The sequence below is a fragment of the Actinomadura decatromicini genome (assembly GCF_008121305.1).
GTDB classification, from domain to species: domain Bacteria; phylum Actinomycetota; class Actinomycetes; order Streptosporangiales; family Streptosporangiaceae; genus Spirillospora; species Spirillospora syzygii.
Map to the genome: position 1 here is coordinate 266414 of NZ_VSRQ01000010.1, position 18963 is coordinate 285376.

An 18963-nucleotide genomic window follows, 5' to 3' on the forward strand; every position below is an offset into this window, starting at 1 on the left:
AACGGGGCCGGTGATCCGGAGCGAGGGAACTGGCCCGCCCTCGCCGTTTCGTCGGTCCCGTTGTCGATCACACCTACGACTTTCGCGGGGAGACATGTCGCGTCGCGATACCGAGCGTGACGCTTCTCGTGCGCCTTGTACTCGTCTCGTCTCGTCTGTGTCGCGTCTCGTGCTAACTTCGGCCTGTCGGAAGGGCGAAGATGACCACTTCATCAGTGCGGCTAAAGGCTCTGATCCAGGAACGTCATTGGCAGACGCACCGGACATTCGTGGCCGAATATGACGAGGCGGCCCGCAAGGTCGATCCCGTGTTGGTCGGCCAAGCCCCGAGTCGCGCCCAGCTCCACCGATGGATGTCGGGCGAGCTGAAGGGGCTTCCCTACGCCGACCATTGCCGCGTCCTGGAGAAGATGTTCCCTGGTTGGACGGCGGAGCAACTGTTCGAGCGCGTCACCGACGAGCAGCCGCCGCCCCAGGGGCCCGCGGCCATCTCCGTGGACGCTCCGGCGCAGGCCAAGGACCTTCTCACCGCCATTGATCAGAGGCTTCAGACACCGGCCGGGGAAGTGGAATGGGGGACGGCGAGGACACCGCCCGCCACGGTCGCGCCCGCGCTGGTCAACACCGTCGAGGGCGTCAGCGATGAGGCGCGGAAGCTCGGCCGACGCCTGTTGGAGCTGCAGCAGGTACTGCGCCTGGACGAGGAGGAGACGACCCAGCTGGCGGCCCTCTCCGGCAACATCGTTGAGCTGTCGATGACGGCAGACCTAGACATCGGCCAAGACGGATGGTCGCAACTGATCTACCGGCATCAGTTGCTCAACCTCAGCGACAAGCCGATGACCAGGCTTGCCCGGGAAGTCTGGTTCGAGAACACCGAGGAGCGCCTCACGATCGTCCCGAACGCCGACTCCGAACGGCGCATCATGATCCAGCGCATTCACGACACCGCGAACCTGTCGAAGTTCGCATGTCAGATCTCCCCGCCGATCCAACCCGGAGAATCGACCACGATCGCATTCACGGTCAGCGGCGGACAATTCGTCGAAGACCACTACTGGCGCCAAGCCATCCCGCGATACCTGCGCCACTACACGCTACGTGTCCGCCACCGTGGCGCCGGGCAGCTCTTGCGCTGTACCGCGTCCGAAGAGCACCCAGACGGCTCAGAGAACTCCGCCGAGGATGACCTCGTGTGGGACTACGAAGGCGACGACGTCGTGATGACATTGACCCGCAACTACCTTCGCCCGAACCAGGCCATCACTCTGCGATGGGACGTCCCACATGAGTCTGCGTGACGAGACAGAAACGGTTCTCCGAGCGTGGGACGCCCACGAGGTCAACCGCGGTGAAGCACCGATCATCGACTTCGACTGTCACCCTGGCGGCCCGGCCCCGGCGCCGGCCCCCGACCGGCTCACGGCCTACCGCAAGCTTGCCGAACTCCGGGCCGCCGCAACCGGCCCACTGGCGACCCGCCTTGACGCAGATCTGGCCTACCTCGGAGCCCTCCTCGGCGAACACCGCCCGCTCAGCGACTACGTCACCGCAACCCAGGGATGCGGCACCGCCGGATGGCCCGAGCAGTACCTAGCGAACCGCGCCGAACAGGCCCGCACCGCCCTCGCCGACCTCGGCATCACCTGGAGCGCCCACACCAACACCGACCTCCGCCAAGCCGAAGGCGTCCTAGACGTCAGCGAAGCCCCGGACGCCATCCGCCAGGCCGCCGAAGAACTAGAGCCCGCCGTCCGCGAAGCCACCGGCAGCACCGCGCCCTACACGCTGACCATCAAGACCGCCGACGTAGACGCCTACTGGGCGTACTGGCTGGACGGAGCCGGGCAAGACGTCCGCCTGCGCCTCAACCTCCCCAACGTCGAGTTCACCCAAGCGGGCGCCCGCCAATTCGCCCTACACGAGGTACTCGGCCACGGCCTCCAAAGCGCGAGCCTCACCGCGGCAGCCGCCGCCCAAGACGTTCCGTGGATACGCCTACTCAGCGTCCACGCCCCCCAGCAAGTCATGCTCGAAGGTCTCGCCCAGGCATGGCCGCTTTTCCTGCTCCCCGATGACAAGGTGCTCATCGCCCGCATCCGACTCGCCCACTACACCCAACTCGTCCTCGCCCAGGTCCACCGAGCGCTCAACGAGGGCATACCGGCCATCGACTGCGCCGACTACGTCAAAACCGCCGTGCCCTGGTGGACCGACAAGACCGTTGCCGGATACCTCGCCGACCGTGGCACCAACCCCCAACACCGCAGCTACATGTGGTCCTATCCGGCAGGGCTCGACTGGTTCGCGGCCCTCGCCGAGGCCGACGTTAAGGTGTCCCGGGAGGTTCTCCATGCCGCATACCGAGCCCCACTCACCCCAACCGAACTCGCGGCCCTCTGGCCAGCAGGACCGCCTATCGGTGGACCCGGAGGCCCTGTTCGTCTACGGAAGCCTCCAATTCCCTGAAGTCTTGTTCGCCCTCATCGACCGCGTCCCCGACCACGAACCCACCGCCGCCAAAGGCTGGCGCGTCGCCACCCTCCCCGAACGCGTCTACCCCGGCCTCGTCCCCGCAGACGACACCGCACCCGGCCACCTCCTGACCGGGTTGACCCCAGACGAATGGCGCGTCCTGGACGCCTTCGAAGACCCGGTGTACGAGCTGGTCCGCATCGACCTGCTTGACGGCCGCCACGGCTGGACATACGCATGCGCCACCGCCAGCGACGTCGGCCCCGACGACTGGTCAGCCGAAGCCTTCGAGGCAGAGCACCTTCCCGCCTACGTAGAACGCTGCGCAACCTGGCGCCGCCGCCACGAAGCCAACCAACAAGCCAGCTAAACCCAGCTCATCGCCTCAGCCCCCCGCCGGATGAGAACTTTCCTTACGTCTTCAAGGGCGCCCGCTACGCGGCCGCCGCCGGTCGGTCCGGGCCGGGCATGCGGCCTCTCCGGGCCGACCCGCCCCGGCCGCCCGGCGCTTAGCACATAGCAAGTTGCCAGGATTGCTGCATAACCGCTGGCGTGTTAGGGCTCGTCCGGCCATCATAGAGGGCACATCCGTACATCCTTGGCAAGCTCCCCTTAAGGGCGTTCAAGCGCCTTTACGGGCCAAGGCATCCCGAGCATATCCATTCGAGGAGATCAGATGAGCACCGAATTTCCAATGGAGGAAGGAGAGCCCATAGGCGGGGAAAATGAGGAGCTCTTCGAGAAGCTCCGAGAGCTCGGCTTTATGGTCGCCCCTCAAGGGGAGGCCGTCATTTTCTCGCGAGAGGGCGAACAGGCGCGCGTTGGACCGCGAACCGATTACGTTCTCCCTCTCTCGGAAATGGAACACCTTAAGGAACAATTGACGGGTCCAGTGAAGCCACTCCAGGACTATTTCGGCTTCATGTCTCCTTCAAACGGATGGTTCGAAGTCACAGTAACCTCTCAAAGACGCGCAGGACGTTCACGCTTGTTTGATCCCATACTGGGTAGAGTTGGATCAGATGGTGTCGAGTGTCGGCACCGTAATGGAACTCCGATGCTGTCAGTTGAGCCACCTGGGCGGTACCAGGGGCAGCCGGCGGTCAACGCTATTCATGTTTCAGACGTCGGAACCAACGTATGTATAGAACTTTCGTGGGCTTCACCTTGCGGTATCCTATTCGGATATCCGAACGGTCGACTAAGCAACAGTGCTCCTCCTAGGTTCATTTCGAGTCTTTCGCTAAAGGTTGACTTCGGATCCACGCAGGCAGAGGCCGCGCTTCTCTCGCAGGGAATGCAACTGGTCGACTCCATAATATTCGAATTGAACGTCCGGAATCGACTGGCTATCGAGCCCCTTCGGCGAGCCGAAGAAGAACGCGAATTCCGTCGCAGGCGGTATGAGCATACCGATTCCGCAAGATTTCCCCAGATATCTCTGCAGCGCGAGGTTTCGGAGCTCTTCTCTTTTGCAGAGAGTGCCAGAGATAATCCACCGCTTGCTTTCCTATCATTCTATCAAGTGCTCGAATACTTCTTTCCATACGCCGTCCGCAGGAACGCCATGCGGAAGATGCGCAAAGAGATTGCCGACCCCTTCTTTTCTGGCAGCTCCGATCAGGCGATACTCCGCCTCTTGGCAGTAGCAGAGTCGGCCACCAATGCCTCCGAGGTTACGCAGATAAGTACTCTGATCTCGGATTCGGTTCGCTCTGACCGAATACTCGACTTCCTTGATGACGATGAGCGGCGCTCCCACTTTGGCAAGAACGGACCAATCTCTGGAGTCGAGGCAATCAACGCCAAAAACCCTCACAAGACGATAGCTGCGCAAGTTAGCGACCGCATTTATCGAATCCGTAACAGAATCGTTCATGCAAAAGATGATCCAAAGTATGCAGATGTTCGCGTGTTGCTGCCCAAGAGCAGGGAAGCGTTTGCCCTTGGTCCAGACATTGAGCTCATACGTCTACTTGCTATCGAAGTCATAATTGACTCTCAGGTAGGGTGATCCGTAGATGAACCTGCGATGACCGACTTGGGCATTGGAGCAAGCGCCAGGACCGTCATGGGGACGGGAAGAAGCGATCGGCGGTGTGTGGGCCCTGGATGAGTGCGAATGCACGGCAGTCACGGCACCGGCCTAACGACACGCCACCTTCCGGATCACGCCACCGCAATTCCACCGTCCAGGTCGAGTCACCAGTTGAACCCGTTCTGAAGAAGTCTTTGGGCTGAACGTGCCCGAAGCGGGGGCTTCGCAGCCCCCAGCCCCCCGCGGGCCGGAGGGCACGCCCGCGCGAAGCTGTCTGTCACACCGTCTCGCCGTTCGCGCGGGCGCACCCTCCGGGACGGTGCACCTGCTAACGCGGATGCTACGAATCGACCGGGAACCCCAACTCTCTGAGATAGGTGATCCGCGCCCTTATAGCGGCGGAAAAGTGTTTCCAATCAAGGCTTTCGACCAGTTCGATGGGTTGCGGATGCTTCTCCGAGGAAGTGACAAAGCAGACCGCGTCGTACAACCCTTCTGCCATGAGGCGTTCGCAGAAGAGTGAAAATCTTGTCTGATAGGACCGACCGCGCCAGATCTCCTCGACGGGCGAAGCCCCTTCCATGAGGCGCACCGGAGTGCGTGAACCGGGAGCATCTTCCATGATGAAGAAATAGCCGAGCCACGGCTTCTCGCCCGGATAAAGGTCAGCCAGTACCGCACGCCTGAGGTCGACAGCGCTGCCTAGAGCCTCTTCTACTCGGTTATTGTAGTTGTTGCCGAACGAGGGCCCACCGAGCGCCTTAAGTTCGAAGGCCGCAACGAGCGTGTCTCGGTGGGACACCACAAGGTCCCACTGTTTCTGTGGACGGTAGTAGCCGGGAAGTTCAAGGCGATGCTTCTTGGTGACGCGGATGTCTTCGGCTGGGTAGCCAGCTTCGAGGAAGAACTTGGCCAAGAGGGCGGCGATGTCGTCGAAGTGCTTGCCGCCACGTACGGAGCCCGCAGTTCCCGCACCGACAGCATCCTTAATTCTGGATAGCTCTCGCTGTGACTGCTTGGCGCCCCAGTAAGCGGCAACCGCGTTCTCGAAGTCGTGTCGCGTGACTGCCAATGTGTTCCTCTAATCGGGGAGTTCTTCGAGCCCGTAGGCGCGCAGGGCGGCTTGTGTCGCGGCCCGAACGTCACGGCGTTCGAACGCGGCCGTCAATGCTGTGCTCGTCTCTTCATCGATCTCCGCAGGATCCGGTACACGGATCTTACGCAGATACTGGGCTTGGAACCGCAGAGTCCCGCCCCGCATCTTAACCGCGTACGCCGCCACGAACGCCTCAGCGACATTGGACAGCAGCAAGCCTCCAAGTACCCGCAAGTCCCAGGTGTCGGAAACGATGAAGTACAGGTTGTGGTGAGGGTACAGCCCGCCCTCATCCAGCACCGGGTGTATGACCTGTTTCATGTCCGGGAGCAAGAGTTTGGGGCGAGCGTTCAGACGAGGGTCGACCTTATCGATCGTCTTGTACCAGCGTTCCGGCTGTTTCACGGCAACGTGACGCTTCCGCAGCGCGGCCCCGTGCTGGACGAAGTAGGCGCGCAGTCGAGGGTAGGCCGCCAAGTCGACGAGCCCGCCCGTCGCATTCCACGGATTGACCAGGTACATGCCGCCCCAGTCCAGACGCCCAGTCGTCGTATCGCGGACCATGGCGAGCGGAAGCATGCGGTCTTGCTCAACAAGGTCGGGTCGATCAGTGATGAAAACCTTGTCCGCCCCCGTCGCGACGCCGATGCCGATGCGTGTGCCCGTGGTCTCGTCCTCCAGGAGCCGGAACCTGTCGCTCAGCTCTTCTAGAACGGCCAACCGCGCGGGGGACGCCGAGGGCCAAGAGTCCTCACCAGGGAACCAATGCGGTAGGCGCGACGCTTTGAATGCGGTAGCAGTGACAGCCTTCTGCGCCGGGTCAGCCGTCCATCTAAGAAGGTCCCGAGCCTCGGACTGTCCGAACTCCCGAGTGGTATCCGCAGCGATCGCGGGACCCTGTACGCCGTTGCGAATGATCGTGATAGCCGGGTAAGCGGCTACCTGGTCGTGGAACGCATCCACGTCATGCATCACAATGACCAGGTCCATGCTGTAGCGCTGTGTCACCCTCTGCCGGAGGCGCCGACCATACTGATTACGCATCCAGCGATCAGCGCAGATGAATCCGAGCTTGCCGCCAGGCTTCAAGCTACGAAGACCGACCTCATAGAACCCTACGTACACATCGGCCCGGCCGCCCATCGTCGGGCAGGCGGACCGGTAGGCCATCATGCGCTCGTCCGGTACATCCTCCAGCCGGATATAGGGCGGATTCCCAACGACGAAGTCAGCGTCACCCGCACTGTGAGCGGCAAGAAGATAGTCGCCTTGGCGCACCCAGCCCCGCACGACGGCGTCAACCTCGCGGTGCTCCCAGCCGTCCGCCGTGAGCCGGTCGCGGACAAGCGTGCGCGACCGCTTCACGTTCTCGTCCAGCAGATCCAGCGCCCGCATCGACCCGACCGCTTCCGACAGTGAGCGCCCATGAGCCCGGCACGACTTGCTCAACCGCTCAACGATTGGGCCCAGGAACGCGCCCTCCCCACATGCCGGCTCGACCAGGCGCAGGACAGCAAGATCACGATCAGCCGTGTAGCCCACAAGGTCGAGAATCAGCTCGACTATCCAGCGACGAGTGAAGACCTCACCGTGCCGCACAGCCTCCTGCAACGCCTCCGGCAGCGGAGGCTCATCAACGTCGAACAGCGCTTGAGTGACCACCGGCCAGACGATACCGCCAGGCAAGAGATACCCATGGCGACAACGTCAGCTTGTGGATATCCCTTGACGTTGGCCGCCCACGCGCCCCGAGGACGCACCCGCCCGGAGCGGTGTGGATGCTAACGCCGTTGCTAACAACGGGGTTGGATGATCTTGGACGAGTGTGGACGGGCTGGAGGTTGCCGCGCTGGTCAGGAGACACCTGGGGACATGCCTGGACGGTCCTGATCTTGCTTGTAAACAGAAGGTTAGGGGTTCAAGTCCCCTCGCCGGCTCCCAGGTCAAAGGCCCCTTCCGCTCCCGGAAGGGGCCCTTTCGCGAACGGCCTTGCCAACCCCGGCACCCATCCCGCGCCCGTCAATCCCCACCGCATCCCCTGCGGATGGGAGTGCTCGTGTGGGGCTCCGGAACCGTTGGTCGGCATTGATCGTCTCAGCGGCATGAGCGTGTCCACGACGGTTTTGCCGCTGGCAGGGGTGGTTCTGGGGTCCGCCGGGACCCTGATCGGTCAGTACCTGTCGACGCGGGTGGAGGCACGACGGGCGCGCTTCGAGCAGGCCAGCGCGGAACGGTCAGAGCGCAAAGCAGCCCTGATCGAGTTCCTGTCCGCCGCCCAACAGGTGGAACTGTGCTTGGACCGGCTCTCGATGGGAGAGCGACTGGACGACTCCGAGATGTGGCAACATCTGCACGCGCTCTGGCTTGCGAAGAAGGTCCCCGAACTCGTGTGTTCCCCTCCTGTCGCGCAGGCGGCCCACGACTACACTTCGGCGCTCCATGCGCTGCTTCGAGGACATACCCCAGCAGAGGGCACACCGCCCAAGCGTGACCTCCGCTTCGCGTTCCTCGAGGCCGCCCGCCGCGAACTCGGAACAGCGAATGAGCCGTTGAGGAGAGATCCCCTAGCGCGAGAACTTGGCGAGTAACCACACGGCTGGGTTCTCTCGTACTGCCCGCACGGCTGACACGTCGGGTTTCCGCGCACAACCTGAGGTTGGCTGCAATCGCACTCCGCGTGCGGCGGTTCTCGTCGGCCCTGCGGGGAGTGTGCGGGAGAGGTGTCGGGTTCGGTCTCGATCAACTTGTTGTCAAGGGGGGTGGTCATTGGTGTAATGATCGGGTGAAAAGTCTTCGGGAATCGGGAATCGGGTTACTGGCGGGGCTTTCCTCAGCGGCGTTAGTGCTGGTGGGGGTGCCAGCGAGTGCGGGTGCGGCCAGCTTGTCTGGGTGGGGGATCGTCAGCCTCGGGGTGTTGCCAGGGGGATCGACCAGTCGGGCTACCGCTGTGAACGATCACGGTGTCGTTGTTGGTTACGGTGACGTGGCCACTGGGCAGTTCCATGCCATCCGGTGGGACCGGGGTGGGCGCGTCGTTGACCTCGGTACGCTTCCGGGCGGTACTTACAGTTACGCCAACGGAATCAACGACCGTGGTGACGTCGTCGGCTACGCGAACACTGCCGGTGGTGACGACCGTGCCGTGCGTTGGGCGGCGGATGGGAGCATCACCGATCTCGGTAGCCTCCCGGGCCACGCCAGTAGCTACGCTTACGGAATCAACGACAAGAGGGACGTGGTCGGCAACGTCCCGATCCGGTCCAAGATTTACCATGCGGTGAAATGGCAGGCGGACGGCACCGCTTCCGATATCGGGACAGATTCCCCGCTGCCGGCGACCACCGCGGTCGCGATCAACAATCACGGTGTGGTTGCTGGTCATACCTACGAGGTGTCGCCAGGACATTACGTGGAGGCCGTTACCTGGGCTGCGGCAGGAACCACGGCGGTTGTGCTTCAGGCGCTGGGCGGTGCCAATCTGCGCAGTAGTGCCAACGGCATCAATGACCGGGGTGCGATCGTCGGCTATTCGCAGTCTGGGTCCGGCGCTCCCACCAACTATCCCTTCCACGCGACTCTGTGGGCCCCCGGCACCTTGGCGCCCACCGACCTCGGGACGCTGCCCGGCGGCGACTACAGCAAAGCGAACGGGGTCAACGCTGCGGGGATTGCCGTCGGTACTTCGGCGACCGGCACTTCCGGCGAGCAGGACGCGGTTCTGTGGCGGCGGGGCAAGAACGGGTGGCGTATCGTGCCGCTGCCGCAGTTGGGCGGTGGCAACTCCAGTGAGGCGACGGCGGTCGACGATGACGGCGATGTGGTCGGTGAAGCGTCCACCGCGGCCGGTCAGAGCGTCGCGGTTCGCTGGAAGAAATGATTCGGCGGCCTGAGCCGAGGCGCTAGGTCAGTACGGTGGGCGTGTGCGGATTGTCGCGGTCGCTGATACTCACACCTACCATCGCGAGCTCGTCGTCCCGGAAGGGGACGTCTTCGTGCACGCGGGTGATCTGTGTCGGCGTGGCAAAGAGCTGAGGGAGCTTGAGGACGCCGCTGACTGGATTCACGGACTTCCGCATCCGACGAAGGTGGTCGTGGCTGGTAACCATGACTGGCTGTTCCTGGACGAGCCCGTGCGCGCGCGGGCCGTTCTGGCTGACCGTGGCATCCGCTACCTGGAGGACAGCGGGACGGAGATCGACGGTCTCTCGTTCTGGGGGAGTCCGTGGCAGCCGGAGTTCAACGGATGGGCGTTCAACCTTCCGCGAGGGCGCGCTCTCGCGGAGAAATGGGCGCTGATTCCGGAGCATGTTGACGTCCTGATCACGCACGGGCCTCCGCTTGGCATCGGTGACGCGAACGCCTATCCCGGACGGCACGGTTGTGCGGACCTGCTGGCGCGAGTGCGGCAGGTCCGCCCGAGGCTGCACCTGTTCGGTCACATTCACCAGGACGGCGGGCTCTGGCGCCACGGGCAGACGACGTTCGCCAATGTCACCACGTGGGAATGCGAACGCGGCCCGACCGTCGTCCGGCTGGACGCCTCGGGCGCCGTAGGCGAGATCGTCCCGCCCGCGCGCGGCGGTTCCGGGGCCCAGTAGCGTGCGGGCCGTGAGCCCCGGAGGCGGATGCTCACCGCTCTGAAAGAGCATTCATGGCCGGTGGGATTAAGGGGCGCGGTCTATTAGGAGGTCGGTTTGCCAGCGGGAATTGTTCGGGAGTTGGGCTGTCAGGGTTACTGAGGAGAAGTCGGTCACCGGGGACGTGGTGCCCTGGAGGGAGACCGAGGACTGACCCGCTGGGATTGTCACGTGGGTGGGGAGGCGGGCGACGCTCGGGTCGCTGCTTTCGAGCTGGATCGTCATCGGGCTGCTCGTGGCCGCGCCGAGTTGGATGGTGGCGTCGAAGGGCTGGCCGCCGGTGATCAGCCAGGGCTCGATCTCGAATCCGGTCAGGCCGGGGTGGGCGATCACGGTGTGGCTGCGGGTCCCGACGCCCTCTATGTTCGCCGTGAGGGTCAGGGGGCCGTCGATGTCGGGCGGTAGCGCCACCTCGACTTGATACGTTCCGCTGGTTCCTTCGAGGAACTCCATTGGCCCGGGCGGGTGCTGGAGTTTCGGGTTGTCGGAGCTGAAGGTGACCTTGATGCCGCCGTGCGGGACGGGGTTCGGCAGGTTCAGCGCCATGTTGAAGTAGAAGCCGCCGTAGGCCTCGGCCGGTCCGGTGAAGGTCCAGTCGCCGGGGTCGTAGTTCCAGGCCAGGAGCTTGAGGACGTTGCCGATGCGCTGTCCTGGGAGCTTGGCCGTAATGGTGGCGTTCGCGTCCACGGGAATGCGCGTGCTCTTCAGGAGCGGCGGCGGGACGCTCATTCCCAGGGCGCCGCGCGGAATGGTCACGGTCGGCGGGACCTTCACGGCCGGGTTGTCGCTCTCCAGCGCGATGGTCGTCCCGCCTTCGGGAGCGGGTCCGTTCAGGCCGACGGTGATCGACGGGCGGTCGCCGCTGACGATCGTCGAATGGCCGCCGAAGTCGACGAAGCGCAGTCCGGGGCGGAGCGCCAGCCGTTGGGTCAGAGTCCGGCCGCGCAGGCGCGCCGTGAGCGGGACGCCGAAGTCGCCGTAGACGTAGTCCGGCTGGAACGTGCGGATGGGAAAGGTCGCCTCCGTCGCTCCGGAAGGAACCACCACCTTTGCCGGAACGCTCACCCAACTCGAATCCGCCGACGTCAGCGCGATGGTGAGCTCGACCGACGATTTGCAGTTGACCTTCACTAAGCCTTGCGCCCTGCCGCCCGAGGGGACCTTTTCGGTAGGCAGGACGAGGGCGTCGAGCCGCGAGCCGCAGGTCGCCGGGGACGTTTCGGCGGCGGCCGGAGCGGTGAGACCGGAGGCCAGGAGGACGGCCCCGGCGAGGACACCCAGGGTCGTCTTCCCACTGGCTGAGCTGATCATGGCCCACGCCTTTCCGAACAGCGAACAGACGGCTGCTCGGCAGGATCGTAGCCGGGTGGACCGGTGTCCATGTCACATCTTGATCAAGATCCAGGGCAGCGGTGACAACGACTCCCGTTGGGCCTGTCCGAACGGCGGCGGGCGTGCTGAGAATGTGCGGCGAAGATCTTGTGAAGGGACGTGCGCTGATGAGTCTGCGGGACGAGGTCGAGGCCGTTATCCGGGCCTGGGACGCCTACGAGGTCGAACACGGCGGGGCGCCGGTCATCGATTTCGACTGCGATCCGGGCGGGACCGCCGCGCCCGCCGATCGGCTGACCGTTCTTCGGCGCCTTGCCGAGCTTCGTCCCAAGGCGAGTGGCGTGCTCGCGGCGCGTATCGACGCCGACCTCGCCTATCTCGGGGCGCTGCTCGGGGAACGGCGTCAACTGGACGAGTACATTCGCGAAACCCAAGGGTGCGGCGCCGGTGGCTGGCCTGAGGAGTATGTGGCTGAGCGGGCCGAACAGATGCGTGGTGCGCTGGGCGAACTCGGTATCCGGTGGGGTGCGGCCGCCAATGCGGAACTGCGTGAAGCGGAAGGACTACTCGACGTCAGCGAGGCCCCCGATGCGATTCGGGAGGCAGTCAGCGAATTGGAGCCCGTCGTCCGGGAGGCGACCGGCAGTAGCGCGCCGTACCGGTTGACGATCGAAACCGCGGAAGTAGACGCCTATTGGGCGTTCTGGCTCGACGGCGCCGGGCAGGACGTGCGGCTCCAGCTCAACCTCCGCAATGTCGAGTTCACGCAGGCGGGCGCGCGGCAGTTCGCCCTCCATGAGGTGCTCGGGCACGGTCTGCAATGCGCCGGATACACGGCCGTGGCCGCCGCCGAGGACGTTCCGTGGGTGCGGCTGCTCAGCATTCACGCGCCGCACCAGGTCATGCAGGAAGGGCTCGCGCAAGCGTGGCCGCTGTTCCTGCTCCCCGAGGACAAGGTGCTCATCGCGCGCCTCCGGGTCGCCCATTACTGCCAGCTCGTCCTCGCGCAGGTGCATGTGTCGATCAACCACGGCGCGTCCGCGGTGGAATGCGCCGACTATCTGAAGGCCGCCGTCCCGTGGTGGACCGAGGAGACCATCGCCCGCTACCTCGCCGACCGGGGCCTCGACCAGCAGCACCGCACTTACATGTGGGCCTATCCGGCGGGCTTCGACTGGTTCATGGCCCTCGCCGAAGCCGGCGACGCCGAGCTTTCCCGGAAGGTGCTCCGCGCGACCTATCAGGCTCCGCTCACGCCGTCCGACCTCGCGGAACTCTGGCCGGCGGGTCCGCCGGTCGGTGGTCCGGGCGGGCCCGTCCGGCTTCCGAAAGCACCCGTCTTTTAGCCGTTCTCAGACGACGGCCAGGTCCATCGCGGGACCTCGCGGAGCGGGTGCAGTTCGTCGTCGGTTTCGGCGAGGGAGTTCTGCTTGGCGACCTCGGTGCCGAACTCGACGTGCTCGCGGAGCGCCTGGCGGAAAGGAGCGTCGTCGGGGAGCCCGGCGGTGTCGGCGGCGGCCAGGTAGAGCTCGACGAAACGGAGCCGCTGCGCCTCGGTGATCTTGAGATGGCGGTGGACGTCGATGAGGTGGGAGAAGCCGCCCATCTCGCGGGAGAAGGTGTCGGGGCCGCCGAACGTCTCGGCGGTGAAGGCCGTGAGGTGATCGACGTGAGTGGGGCTGCCCTCGCCGAACAACGGCTGCAGCAACGGGTCGGCGAGCATGCTCGAATAGAAGACGTCGATGAACCGGTGGAGCCCCTCGTGACCGCCGGCGTGCTCGAACAGCGATTCCATGATTACATCATTACCTTCTTGTAGACGCCTGGCTCAGTTATCGCAGTCGAGGCCCCGCTTGTCGAGGGTTTCGCCCAACCCGGTCGGCCCCGGCCGGAATGGTCGCCGGGCGCGGGCGTCGCGCGTCCAATGGGTGGCCGGGGTTACCGTTGACGGATGTTCGAACACGGTGCCGCGGGCCCGCGCCCCGGACTGGAAGCCGCACGCTGGTGGGCGCGGATGGCGCGCGATCCGATGCGCACCTACGGGGAACTCGCCCGGCACTACGGCGACGCGGTGAGGGTGCCGTTCGGCGTCCGGCGGTCGTTCTTCCTGCTGTCCCGGCCCGAGCACGCCGAACGGATCCTGGTGGCCAACCAGGACAATTACGTGAAGGCGTTCACCTACCGTCCGCTACGGGCCGTGCTCGGCGACGGGCTTCTGACCAGCGAAGGCGAGACATGGCGGCGGCATCGGCGCCAGGTGCAGCCGGTATTCGCGCACCGGCACGTCGCCGGATTCGCGCCCCGAATGGTGGAGTCGGCGGCGGACGCGGTCCGGCGATGGCCGGACGGAGCCAAACTCGACGCGGCCGACGAACTGCGCAGGCTCACCCTCGACATCGTCGGACGCGCCTTTTTCGGCAGCGAACTCGCCAAGGAGTCCGGCCGGACAGGACGTTCCCTCGCCGTCCTGCAAAGGGGCGCGGTCATCGGAACGTTCCTGCCGGGGGCCACAGCGCGACGCGACGTTTACCGGAGGGTGCCGAGGCTCGGCGGCGCGCTCGCCCAGCTTGAGAGTCTGGTGCAGCGCGTCGTCGAAGAGCCGTCCGGCGGCGGGGAACTGCTGAACCTGATCAGGGAGAGCGGCGAGTTCGACGAGGCGGAATTGCGCGACGAGGTGCTCACCCTGTTGCTCGCCGGGCACGAGACCACCGCCGCCTCCCTGGCCTGGACGTTCGTTCTGCTCTCCAGATACCCGGCGGCCCGCGAACGGCTGGAGGCGGAGGTCGACGAGGTCCTCGGCGGCCGTGAGCCGAAGGCCGAGGACGTCGACGCGCTGCCGTGGACGAAGGCCGTCCTGTCCGAGGCGATGCGCCTTCATCCGCCGGCCTGGACGATCGAGCGCGATTCCCTCGACGACGACGTGGTCGCGGGCGTGGAGATCCCGGCGCGCTCGACGGTCGCCGTCCCGCCCTATCTGCTGCACCGGAACCCGGACGTCTGGCCGAACCCCGAGGGCTTTCAACCGGAGCGTTTCCTCGGCGAGCGGAACCGGCACCGCTACGCCTATCTGCCGTTCGGCGGCGGGCGGCGGATCTGCGTCGGCGCCGGATTCGCGATGCTGGAGGCGACGCTCGTCCTCGCGACCATCAGCCGCACGCACCGCCTCGACCTGGTGCCGGGCGCGGCGGTGCCCGGACGGGCGGAGATCACGTTCCGTCCGGCCGGGCCCGTGCCGATGAAGGTCATCCGGCGGTAGGCCGCCGGGGGAGCAGCAGCGCGGGGACGATCGCCACGGCGCCGATGACCAGCGCGATCCAGAAGGCGTGGCCGAACGCCTGCGCGAGCAGCGGCGCGACCGCGACGCGCGCCGGGTCGGGCAGCGGGGCGAGCGCCGACCCGGCGAGGCCGGGCGACCGCGCGGTGATCTCGTGCTGGAGGATCACCGCGAGCGCCGTGGTGCCGACCGACGCGCCCATCCGCTGGAGCGTGTTCAGCGCGCTGGTCGCGCGCGGGATCAGCGCGGGCGGCAGCGCCTGGTAGGCCGCCGCCATCGACGGCATGATCGTCGCGCCGAGCCCGAGGCCGATCACGAACAGCGCGGCGGCCAGCAGCATCGGCGACGTGTCCGCGTGGATCCGGGTGTAGGCGGCGGTGCCGAGGAGCCCGAGCACGATCCCGGCCGGGACGACGAGGCCCGCGCCGACCCGGTCGGTGACGCGCCCGGCCAGCGGCATCGCGACGGCCGCGCCGAGCGCCTGCGGGACGAGCAGCAGCCCCGTCGCGAGCGGCCCGTGACCCCGCACGACCTGCCAGTACAGCGGCAGCAGCACCAGCACCCCGAACAGCGCGACCGCGACGACCAGGTTGGTGACGGCGGCGGCCGCGAACCCGCGGTGCCGGAACAGCGACACGTCGATCAGCGCGTCCCGGCCCCGGGCGTGCAGCACGTAGAGGCCGATGAGCAGGGCGGACACGGCGAGGATCGTCCAGGTGCGGGCCGAGTCGAGCGCGCCGGGACGTCCCGCCTCGCTGGTGCCGTAGACGAACGCGACCACTCCGGCGCACAGCAGGACCAGCCCGCGGACGTCCAGCCGCGCCGGGCGCGGGGCGGAGCGCGGCAGCAGCCGGACGGCGGCGACCACGGCGGCGATCCCGAGCGGCAGGTTCGCGAAGAAGATCCAGCGCCACCCGGCGGTGGTGATGATCAGTCCGCCGACGACGGGCCCGACGACGGAGCCGAGCAGCATCGGCATGCCGATGAAGCCCATCACGCGCCCCATCCGCGCTGGCCCGGCGGCCTGCGCGAGGATCGTCTGCGCCACCGGAATGATCATCCCGCCGCCGAGGCCCTGCACGACGCGGAACGCGATCAGGCTGGGCATCGACCAGGCGGCGCTCGCGAGCGCGGAGCCCGCCAGGAACAGCACGAGCGCGCTGATCCACACGCGCCGGGCGCCGAACCGCTCGGTGGCCCAGCCGGTGACCGGGATGACGCCCGCGAGCCCCAGCATGTACCCGGTCAGGACCCACTGGACGGTGGCGATGGACGAGCCGAAGTCCTCGGCCAGGGAGCGGGTCGCGACGTTCACGGCGGTCGCGTCGACGATCGACATGATCGCGCCGAGGACCACGACGGCGCCGATGGCGACGAGTCCGCGGTCAAGGCCCTGCGCGGGTTGCTTGGGCGTGATGGTTGCGGTCATTTCGGTTACCTCGCAATGGTCGGGCCGGGGTTCAGGCGGGCTCGATGTTGTGGTTGCGGTGGAACACGTTCTGCGGGTCGTAGGCCCGCTTGACCTCGCGCAGCCGCCGGTGGTCCGCCGGCGTGTAGGCCGTGGCCGTCTTGGACGGGTCGCCGAGGAAATTCAGGAAAGAACCGCCGGTCGCGTACGCGGCGAGGGGCGCGGCGTCGGCGGCGGTGCCCTCGACGGCGAGGGAGAAGGGGACGTGCCGGTGCCCTACCGGCCCCGAGTCCCCGCCGGGACGGGCCATCGCGCCGCCCCAGTGCCGCACCTCGATCGCGGACGCGGAGCTGCCCGCGATCGCGGCGATCAGCGAATCGGGCAGGTCGGCGCACAGGTGGAAGTGGATCGGCGCCGTCCCGCCCAGGGACTCGGTCTCCGCGTACGGCATCGGGCGGAAGTCGTCGTGCAGCGGACGCCCGGCGGCGTTCCGCAGTGACCGGAGCGCCCGGACGGCGTCCGCTGGGTCGCCCGAGTGGACGCCGCGGACGGCGACCACACGCCCGTGCGCGGGGTGGTTCGTCACGGCGACCGTCACGCTCAGCTCGTCGGGACGGTCGGCGGACTCGTCCCGGAACCGGCTGAGCACCTCACCCGCCCGGTCGGCCGGAAAAAGCGCGGTGCCCGCGTAAACCGTGGAAACCGGGTGGAGCCGGAACTCCAGCGAGGTGACGACGCCGAAGTTCCCGCCGCCTCCGCGCAACGCCCAGAACAGATCGGCGTCGCGGTCGGCGTCGGCGGTCAGCGCGCGGCCGTCCGCGGTGATCACGTCGGCGCGCAGCAGGTGGTCGGCGGCGAAGCCGAAGCGCCGCGCGAGCCAGCCGACCCCGCCGCCGAGCGTGTAGCCGGTCACGCCGACCGAAGCGTGCGACCCGGACAGCGGTGCGAGCCCGAGCGGCGCGGCGGCCGCGATGACGTCGCCCCATCTCGCCCCCGGCCCGACGCGGGCGGTGCGGCGCTCGGGATCGATCAGCACGCGGGACATGCGGGATGTCCTGAGCAGCAGCCCCTCGTCCGGCGGGACGACCGTGCCGTGCCCCGTGGCCTGCACGGTCAGCGGCAGCCCCTGGACGCGGGCGGTGAGGATCGCGGTGCGGACGTCCGCCGGGCCGGTGGCCTGGACGGTCCGGAGGTCCCGGGTGTGGGTGGCGGTCGTGGCGTTCATATCGAATCCTTCCGGAGGTTTTCTCTCCACTTACTTCGCACCGTAGCACCGACCGGAGGGATTGTCTCCACTTGGACGCGTTTATTTGGAGGAGAATCCTCCACATGCTTGCTAGGCTGGTCTCATGGGTCAGCAGCCGAACGGCGCGGGCCGTCCGCTGAGGGCGGACGCGCGCGACAACCGCAACCGGATCCTCGCCGCCGCCGCCGAGGTGTTCGTCGAACAGGGGCCGGGCGCGCCGCTGGAGGAGATCTCCCGCCGCGCCGGCACCGGCATCGCGACGCTGTACCGGCGGTTCCCCGACCGGCGGAGCCTGACCACGGCCGTCGCGCTCGACGCCCTACAGCGCACCAGCGCCGAGGCCAAGCGCGCGCGGGACGAGGAGCCGACCGCGTTCGCCGCGCTCGTCCGCTACATGCATCGCGTCCTGGACATCGGGATCGGCGCCGTGTTCCCCGTCCTCCTGGCGGAGATCCCGTTCGAGGACGCGGAGATCGCCGCCGCCCGGGACGACGGCGTCGCCGTCATGGAGGCGCTCGTCGCCACCGCGCAGAAGGACGGCGACCTGCGTCCGGACGTCACGCACGGCGACGTCGGCATGATGCTGGTGCGGCTCTCGCGGCCGATGCCCGGCCCGATGCCCCGCGACGTCGCCCTCCAGGTCGCGCACCGGCATCTCGACCTGCTCGTGGACGGGCTGCGCGCCTCGTCCCAGCGTCCCGAAGTGCTCGGCGGGCCTGCCCTGACCTTCGGCGACCTGCGCTCCATGGGGGATGAGCCGCCGGAGCGCGAGGCCGCCGACCGCTGATGTGACGGTGTCCCCCAAATGGGCACAAGGGACGCCATGAACATTTCTGGCATCATCAGCGCGATCATCATCGGCGGGATCATCGGCGCGCTCGGCCGGCTGGCCCTGCCGGGACGCCAGCCCATCGGCGTCCTCATGACCATCATCGTCGGCATCGTCGCCGCGATCGTCGGGACGGCGATAGCCCAGTCGGTCGGCGTCGCCACGACCAACGGGATCGACTGGATCGAGTTGGTGTTCCAGATCGGCCTGGCGGTCCTCGGCGTCGCGATCGTCGCGAGCCTCCAGGCCCGCCGCAGGCAGCGCCGAATGCCCCGCTGACCGGCCCCGGGTCACGCCGGGCTCACTTTCCGTGGCCGGAGTCCGCCATTTCCGTGGCGGCCGGTCACGTTCCGCGCATCCCGGTGGCATCCGACGCCGCGTCCGAGACCGCGTTCGTCTTCGGCGAGCTGTACCGACGGGGCCGCGGCTGGAAATTCCGGGCGGTCGGCCAGGGCTACGCCTCGGGCCTCGGCGGACTCGCGGGCGACTTCGGCATCTCCGTCGACGACACCCCCGAGGCGCCGGACACCCTGGAAATCCCGGCAGAGGGCGAGCCGCACGAGGCCCCGGAGCCGCCCGCCGCCCCCGAACAACCCGAAACGACCGTCCAGGACGCCGCCCCGGCCGC

The 18963-nt window shown here is 66.9% G+C and carries 17 protein-coding genes and 1 pseudogene; 12 read left to right on the plus strand and 6 right to left on the minus strand.

All coding sequences use genetic code 11. The annotated features are described in order from the left end of the window. Positions 1–200 precede the first annotated feature (200 nt). The 4 genes from FXF68_RS37430 (at position 201) to FXF68_RS37445 (ending at position 4489) form a co-directional block, all read left to right on the plus strand. Positions 201–1301, plus strand: coding sequence for a hypothetical protein (locus tag FXF68_RS37430; protein ID WP_148767549.1), 1101 nt, complete (start codon positions 201–203; stop codon positions 1299–1301). Then, entirely contained in the window at positions 1288–2469 is a 1182-nt protein-coding gene (locus FXF68_RS37435) for a hypothetical protein (protein ID WP_148767550.1), read from the plus strand. The genes FXF68_RS37430 and FXF68_RS37435 overlap by 14 nt, the downstream gene beginning before the upstream one ends. Before the next feature lie 4 nt (positions 2470–2473). Then, positions 2474–2845 (plus strand): gamma-glutamylcyclotransferase family protein, encoded by a 372-nt coding sequence (locus FXF68_RS37440; RefSeq protein WP_246179152.1) that lies wholly within the window; start codon positions 2474–2476, stop codon positions 2843–2845. A gap of 306 nt (positions 2846–3151) precedes the next feature. Next, complete coding sequence (locus tag FXF68_RS37445; protein WP_148767552.1) at positions 3152–4489, plus strand: hypothetical protein; 1338 nt, start codon at positions 3152–3154, stop codon at positions 4487–4489. Positions 4490–4853: 364 nt separating this feature from the next. Here the strand turns inward: FXF68_RS37445 and FXF68_RS37450 are convergent, their stop codons facing one another. Next, positions 4854–5585, minus strand: coding sequence for a PaeR7I family type II restriction endonuclease (locus FXF68_RS37450; protein WP_148767553.1), 732 nt, complete (start codon positions 5583–5585; stop codon positions 4854–4856). Positions 5586–5594: 9 nt separating this feature from the next. Then, the gene (locus tag FXF68_RS37455; RefSeq protein WP_148767554.1) at positions 5595–7271 is read right to left on the minus strand and encodes an Eco57I restriction-modification methylase domain-containing protein; all 1677 of its coding nucleotides are present in this window, start codon (positions 7269–7271) and stop codon (positions 5595–5597) included. Positions 7272–7711: 440 nt separating this feature from the next. On the opposite strand from FXF68_RS37455, the gene FXF68_RS37460 reads away from it, so the two are divergent. The 3 genes from FXF68_RS37460 to FXF68_RS37470 all read left to right on the plus strand — a co-directional run bounded on the left by FXF68_RS37460 (position 7712) and on the right by FXF68_RS37470 (position 10207). Continuing rightward, positions 7712–8197 carry a hypothetical protein gene (locus tag FXF68_RS37460; RefSeq protein ID WP_148767555.1) on the plus strand — a complete coding sequence of 162 codons (486 nt, stop codon included), beginning with the start codon at positions 7712–7714 and terminating at the stop codon, positions 8195–8197. A gap of 359 nt (positions 8198–8556) precedes the next feature. Next, complete coding sequence (locus FXF68_RS37465) at positions 8557–9486, plus strand: hypothetical protein (RefSeq protein WP_148767556.1); 930 nt, start codon at positions 8557–8559, stop codon at positions 9484–9486. Between the two features lie 43 nt (positions 9487–9529). Continuing rightward, the gene (locus FXF68_RS37470) at positions 9530–10207 is read left to right on the plus strand and encodes a metallophosphatase domain-containing protein (protein ID WP_148767557.1); all 678 of its coding nucleotides are present in this window, start codon (positions 9530–9532) and stop codon (positions 10205–10207) included. 66 nt (positions 10208–10273) lie between these two features. On the opposite strand, the gene FXF68_RS37475 is transcribed toward FXF68_RS37470, so the two are convergent. Then, a complete protein-coding gene (locus FXF68_RS37475) occupies positions 10274–11557 on the minus strand; it encodes a hypothetical protein (protein ID WP_148767558.1) in 1284 nt (427 codons plus the stop codon). A 188-nt stretch (positions 11558–11745) separates the two neighbouring features. Here FXF68_RS37475 and FXF68_RS37480 point away from each other — a divergent pair, with 188 nt between their 5' ends. Further along, positions 11746–12924, plus strand: coding sequence for a hypothetical protein (locus FXF68_RS37480; protein WP_148767559.1), 1179 nt, complete (start codon positions 11746–11748; stop codon positions 12922–12924). Here the strand turns inward: FXF68_RS37480 and FXF68_RS37485 are convergent. Next, a complete protein-coding gene (locus tag FXF68_RS37485) occupies positions 12921–13373 on the minus strand; it encodes a group II truncated hemoglobin (protein WP_148767560.1) in 453 nt (150 codons plus the stop codon). The two genes, FXF68_RS37480 and FXF68_RS37485, sit on opposite strands and share 4 nt — an antisense overlap. 156 nt (positions 13374–13529) lie before the next feature. Here FXF68_RS37485 and FXF68_RS37490 point away from each other — a divergent pair, with 156 nt between their 5' ends. Next, entirely contained in the window at positions 13530–14834 is a 1305-nt protein-coding gene (locus FXF68_RS37490; RefSeq protein ID WP_148767561.1) for a cytochrome P450, read from the plus strand. On the opposite strand, the gene FXF68_RS37495 is transcribed toward FXF68_RS37490, so the two are convergent. Both FXF68_RS37495 and FXF68_RS37500 read right to left on the minus strand, forming a co-directional pair. Then, positions 14821–16281, minus strand: coding sequence for a DHA2 family efflux MFS transporter permease subunit (locus FXF68_RS37495; RefSeq protein WP_148767562.1), 1461 nt, complete (start codon positions 16279–16281; stop codon positions 14821–14823). The genes FXF68_RS37490 and FXF68_RS37495 overlap by 14 nt on opposite strands. Before the next feature lie 31 nt (positions 16282–16312). Continuing rightward, positions 16313–17485: an FAD-binding oxidoreductase gene (locus tag FXF68_RS37500; protein ID WP_148767605.1), complete on the minus strand. Its 1173-nt coding sequence runs from the start codon at positions 17483–17485 to the stop codon at positions 16313–16315. Between the two features lie 124 nt (positions 17486–17609). Between FXF68_RS37500 and FXF68_RS37505 the strand changes: the two genes are divergently transcribed. From FXF68_RS37505 to FXF68_RS37515, 3 genes and pseudogenes are all read left to right on the plus strand, one after another. Then, positions 17610–18293 carry a TetR/AcrR family transcriptional regulator gene (locus FXF68_RS37505; RefSeq protein ID WP_148767563.1) on the plus strand — a complete coding sequence of 228 codons (684 nt, stop codon included), beginning with the start codon at positions 17610–17612 and terminating at the stop codon, positions 18291–18293. Positions 18294–18329: 36 nt separating this feature from the next. Further along, positions 18330–18614 carry a GlsB/YeaQ/YmgE family stress response membrane protein gene (locus FXF68_RS37510; RefSeq protein WP_148767564.1) on the plus strand — a complete coding sequence of 95 codons (285 nt, stop codon included), beginning with the start codon at positions 18330–18332 and terminating at the stop codon, positions 18612–18614. Positions 18615–18706: 92 nt separating this feature from the next. Continuing rightward, positions 18707–18838, plus strand: a pseudogene (locus tag FXF68_RS37515) (TerD family protein); the annotation flags it as partial. Between the last annotated feature and the right edge of the window lie 125 nt (positions 18839–18963).